This window comes from Longimicrobium sp. (assembly GCF_036387355.1).
In the GTDB taxonomy this organism is placed as follows: Bacteria; Gemmatimonadota; Gemmatimonadetes; order Longimicrobiales; family Longimicrobiaceae; genus Longimicrobium.
Genome location: NZ_DASVTX010000468.1, coordinates 1 through 3975, shown reverse-complemented (window position 1 = coordinate 3975; position 3975 = coordinate 1). Strand labels below are relative to the sequence as shown.

The window sequence follows — 3975 nt, the reverse complement described above, 5'->3', positions numbered from 1 at the left end:
CGCCCGAGCGGGCCAGAAAAGTCTGAAGCCGAAGCGGTTCCCCGCGCTTAACGAATCCCGGCTGCATCGCCATGTGTTTCCTCGACAGGTTCCCGGCGCGCTAGCACCACGGGCAGCTCCTCGGAGCGCGGAAGGTCCGCGAGGCTCCGGAAGCCGAAATGCTCCAGAAAAAACTGCGTCGTGCCGTACAGCAGGGGGCGCCCCAGCCCCTCGCCGCGGCCCACGACCTCGATCAACCCACGTTCCTGCAGCGTCTTGAGCACGCCGCCCGCGCCCACGCCGCGGATCTCCTCCACCTCCGCGCGCCCCACCGGCTGGCGGTAGGCCAGGATGGCGAGCGTTTCCAGCGCCGGCCCGCTCAGCCGCTGCGCGGTGGGGACGGAGTCGAAGCGCTCCAGCACCGGCGCGTACTCCGGGCGGGTGAGGAGCTGATAACCGCCGCCGACCTCAAAGACGGTGAACGCGCGCCCCTCGCGGTCGTACTCCGCGCGCAGTTCGGCGATGGCGGCCTCCACCCCTTCCTCGTCCAGATCCTCGTCCGCGCGGGCCAGGTCGGCGGGCGCCAGCGGGCTTTCGCTGGCGAACAGCAGCGCCTCGATCACCCGGCTGGCGCGCATCACGGCTGCGCCTCCGCCTTGGCGCGGTAGATCCACAGGGCGGAAAAGGGCGACGTCTGCTTCACCTGCACCACGCTGCGCTTGGCCAGCTCCAGGCAGGCCAGCAGCGAGGCGACCGCGTGAATGCGCGTGCCCCACGGCGCCACCACCTCCGCGAACTCCACCCGGCGCGACCGGTCCAGCAGCGCCAGGATCTCCTGGATCTTGTCTTCCATCTTCACCTCGCGGCCGCGCACGTGGTGAATGGTTTCCGGCGCGTTCAGCCGCTCACCCAGCAGGCGGATGGCCGTCCACACCTCGCTCCACTCCGTCTGCAGCGGCAGGTCGGCCAGGCGCGGGGCCGGGCGCGCCTCCACGTAGCCCCGCCCGTACATGCGCGCCCGCTCGCGCTCGGCGCGCTCCATCACCCGCGCGGCGTCGCGAAAGTGCTCGTACTCCAGCAGGCGCCGCACCAGGTCGGCGCGCGGGTCCTCCGCCTCGTCGTCGTCGCCGCGGCGGGGAAAGAGCATCTGGGCCTTGATGCGCACCAGCGTGGCCGCCATCTCCAGAAACTCCCCCGCCCGCTCCAGCTCCAGCCGCTCCACGTTGCGGATGGCGGCCAGAAACTGCTCCGTGATCCGCGCAATGGGGATGTCGAAGATATCGACGTCCTGGTTGCGGATCAGGTGCAGAAGCAGGTCCAGCGGCCCGTGAAACCGCTCCAGGTCCACCGAGAACGGATCCTGGACCGCCGCCGTGTCGGTCAAAGGCTCTGCAGCACGGTGACCACCAGCATGGGATTCGCCGAAACCGCGGGCTCCAGCAGCAGCCGGGTGGGGTGCCAGATCACGGGCGCCATGAACCGCAGCGCGCCCGTAAGCACCAGGATCCACAGGATGATGAAGCCGTACTGGTACAGCTTGCGGTACTCGGCCGCGGCGCGCGCGGGGAGGTAGTGGTACAGCACCCGCGACCCGTCCAGCGGAGGGATGGGAAGCAGGTTGAAGATGATCAGGCCGATGTTGGCGAAGATCCCGTAGAAGAACATGCGCCCCGCGGTAACCGCGGTTTCCGGGACCGTGCCGCCGGCCGGCACCGCGGCGCTCAGGATCCAGAGCGCCAGGGCGAAGACGATGGCCAGGACGGCGTTTGCGGCCACCCCGGCCAGGCTCACCAGAATGTCGCCGCGGCGGTAGCTGCGGAACTTGCGCGGATTGGTGGGCACCGGCCTGGCCCACCCCAGCAGCGGCATTCCGCTCCCGATGGCGAGCGCGGGAAAAAGGATGGTGCCGATCCAGTCCACGTGCGCGGCCGGGTTCATGGTTACCCGGCCCTGCATGTACGCGGTGTCGTCGCCCTGCTTGAGGGCCACCCAGGCGTGCCCGAACTCGTGCGCCGTCAGCGACACGAGCAGAATGGGGAGCGCAAGGACGACGGCCTGCAGATCAAAGGATTCCATACGCGCAAGCTACATGCGGCCCCGGAGGATGTCAAAACGAGCCCGCGCGCGGGGTTGACAATCCTGGAGCGGTGGAGTACAATTCCCGCTTCCTGTTTTGTGTCCCGGAACATACATCGGTGCCGGGCGGCCCCGATTCTTGTTGGAGAAACAACCTTGCCGAACGTCAAGTCCGCCGAAAAGCGGATGCGGACCAACGAGGTCCGCGCCGAGCGCAACCGTCAGTTCCGTTCGCGCCTGCGCACCGCGCTCAAGCGCGTGCGCGCCGCCACCACTGCTGAGGACGCGACGCCGGCGTTCCGCGAGGCTGCGTCGCTGCTGGACCGCGCCGCCCGCAAGCGCATCATCCATCCGAACAAGGCCGCGCGCGCCAAGAGCCGCCTGACCGTCCGGATCGCCGCCCTCGGCTGATTTCCGGTTTTTCGGATTCTGATCATGCCCGCCGCACCGTGAGTGCGGCGGGCATTTTCGTGTCTTGGACGGTGGAAGAGGGAACAGATCGGGCTCTGATATCAGCACCGAGGTGGGCGGCAGGACACCGGTGGGGCGGAAGGTGCCGGCGCGGCAGCGAGGCGGCGCGGACTGCCATCAGGCGCACTGGATCCGTCACATCAGCCGCACCGGCATTCCTCACCCGGCTCGGACTTCGAGTGTCATTCTGAGGGAGGCGCCGCGTCGCACCGTCCGCCACACCAGACTCTGGCGCCGACCGAAGAATCCCGCGCCACCGCATCCCATGCACGCCCGGTTGCGCGCCGCGCTCGGACGCTGCGGGTGCCGCGGAGAGGCTGGAGCACGCCACGCCGGCCCGCGGCGCGGCGGATGCTTCGGTCCGGGATTCTTCAGTCGCGCATGGATCCGGCGCCGGGGTAAGCACGGTGCACGCTCCTTCAGAATGACGCCTCAGCGCCGAGGTGGGCGGCAGGGCGGAGGTGCTGCCGCAGGCGGCGCCTGCGGCGCGAGCGGCGTGAGATGGCACCAGGCGCACCGCGATTCCTCACGTCAGGTGCACCGGGATTCGTCACCCGGCTCGGACTTCGGGTGTCATTCTGAGGGAGGCGCCTCGCCCACCGTCCGCCACACCAAACTTTGGCGCCGACCGAAGAATCCCGCGCCACCGCATCCCATGCACGCTCGATTGCGCGCCGCGCTCGGAGCCCGCGGGTGCTACGGAGAGCCTGGAGCACGCCACGCCGGACTGCCGCGCGGCGGATGCTTCGGTCCGGGATTCTTCAGTCGCGCATGAACGCGGTGCCGGGGAAAGCGCGGCGCACGCTCCTTCAGAATGACGCCTCAGCGCCGAGGTGGGCGGCAGGACACCGGTGGAGCGGAGGTAGCACCGCGGGGCGGCGCGAATTGGCATCAGGCGCACCGGATCCTTCACATCAGCCGCACCGGGATTCCTCACCGGGCCGAACGGCGGGTCGGGGGGGAACCGCGGAGAAAGGATCCGCGAACGGGCGGCCCCGGTGGGAGCCGCCCGTCATCATCCACCCGGACAGCGGACTACTTCCGGAACTCGCCGATGGCGGCGCCGGCAAGGCTGCCCAGAATGGCGCCGAACACCGCGGAAAGGGGATAGCCCAGTTCGCACCCCATCACCTCGGCTCCGCCGCAGTGGTCACGCCCCTCGGTCAGGTAAAAGAGGATGAGGCCGGCCACCGCGCCCAGAAAGCCGCCCGTCCAGATCAGGTCGCCGTCGCTCATCTGCACCGCGGCCGCGGGACGGACCGTGGCGGCGGGCGCGATCAGGCGCGCATCCGTCGGGGCGGCCAAGCGCGGGGACGGAAGAGCCTGCGCGTGCAGCGGGGCGGGGCGGCCGGCCAGCGCAAGGGCAACCGCGGCGGCGGCGGCGAGTCGTTTCAGCATCAGAATCGTGAAGGAGCGTCGGTGGTTGCGGGCCGATGGCCATCGGCAGTA

Annotated in this window: 5 protein-coding genes; 1 reads left to right on the top strand and 4 read right to left on the bottom strand. The window is 69.8% G+C overall.

Annotation, left to right across the window (positions count from 1 at the left end):
• Positions 1-47: 47 nt before the first annotated feature.
• From scpB to VF665_RS20300, 3 genes are read right to left on the bottom strand one after another with little or no spacing between them, the layout of a single operon-like run.
• Positions 48-617 (bottom strand): SMC-Scp complex subunit ScpB, encoded by a 570-nt coding sequence (scpB, locus tag VF665_RS20310; RefSeq protein WP_331055290.1) that lies wholly within the window; start codon positions 615-617, stop codon positions 48-50.
• Positions 617-1363 (bottom strand): segregation and condensation protein A, encoded by a 747-nt coding sequence (locus VF665_RS20305; protein ID WP_331055289.1) that lies wholly within the window; start codon positions 1361-1363, stop codon positions 617-619. Before VF665_RS20305 ends, scpB begins: the two co-directional genes overlap by 1 nt.
• Positions 1360-2055 (bottom strand): site-2 protease family protein, encoded by a 696-nt coding sequence (locus tag VF665_RS20300; RefSeq protein ID WP_331055288.1) that lies wholly within the window; start codon positions 2053-2055, stop codon positions 1360-1362. Before VF665_RS20300 ends, VF665_RS20305 begins: the two co-directional genes overlap by 4 nt.
• Positions 2056-2211: 156 nt before the next feature.
• On the opposite strand from VF665_RS20300, the gene rpsT reads away from it, so the two are divergent.
• Positions 2212-2466: a 30S ribosomal protein S20 gene (gene rpsT / locus VF665_RS20295; protein WP_331055287.1), complete on the top strand. Its 255-nt coding sequence runs from the start codon at positions 2212-2214 to the stop codon at positions 2464-2466.
• A 1095-nt stretch (positions 2467-3561) separates the two neighbouring features.
• Here rpsT and VF665_RS20290 read toward each other — a convergent pair.
• On the bottom strand, positions 3562-3924 hold the full coding sequence (locus tag VF665_RS20290) for a hypothetical protein (RefSeq protein ID WP_331055286.1): 363 nt from the start codon (positions 3922-3924) through the stop codon (positions 3562-3564).
• Positions 3925-3975: the final 51 nt, after the last annotated feature.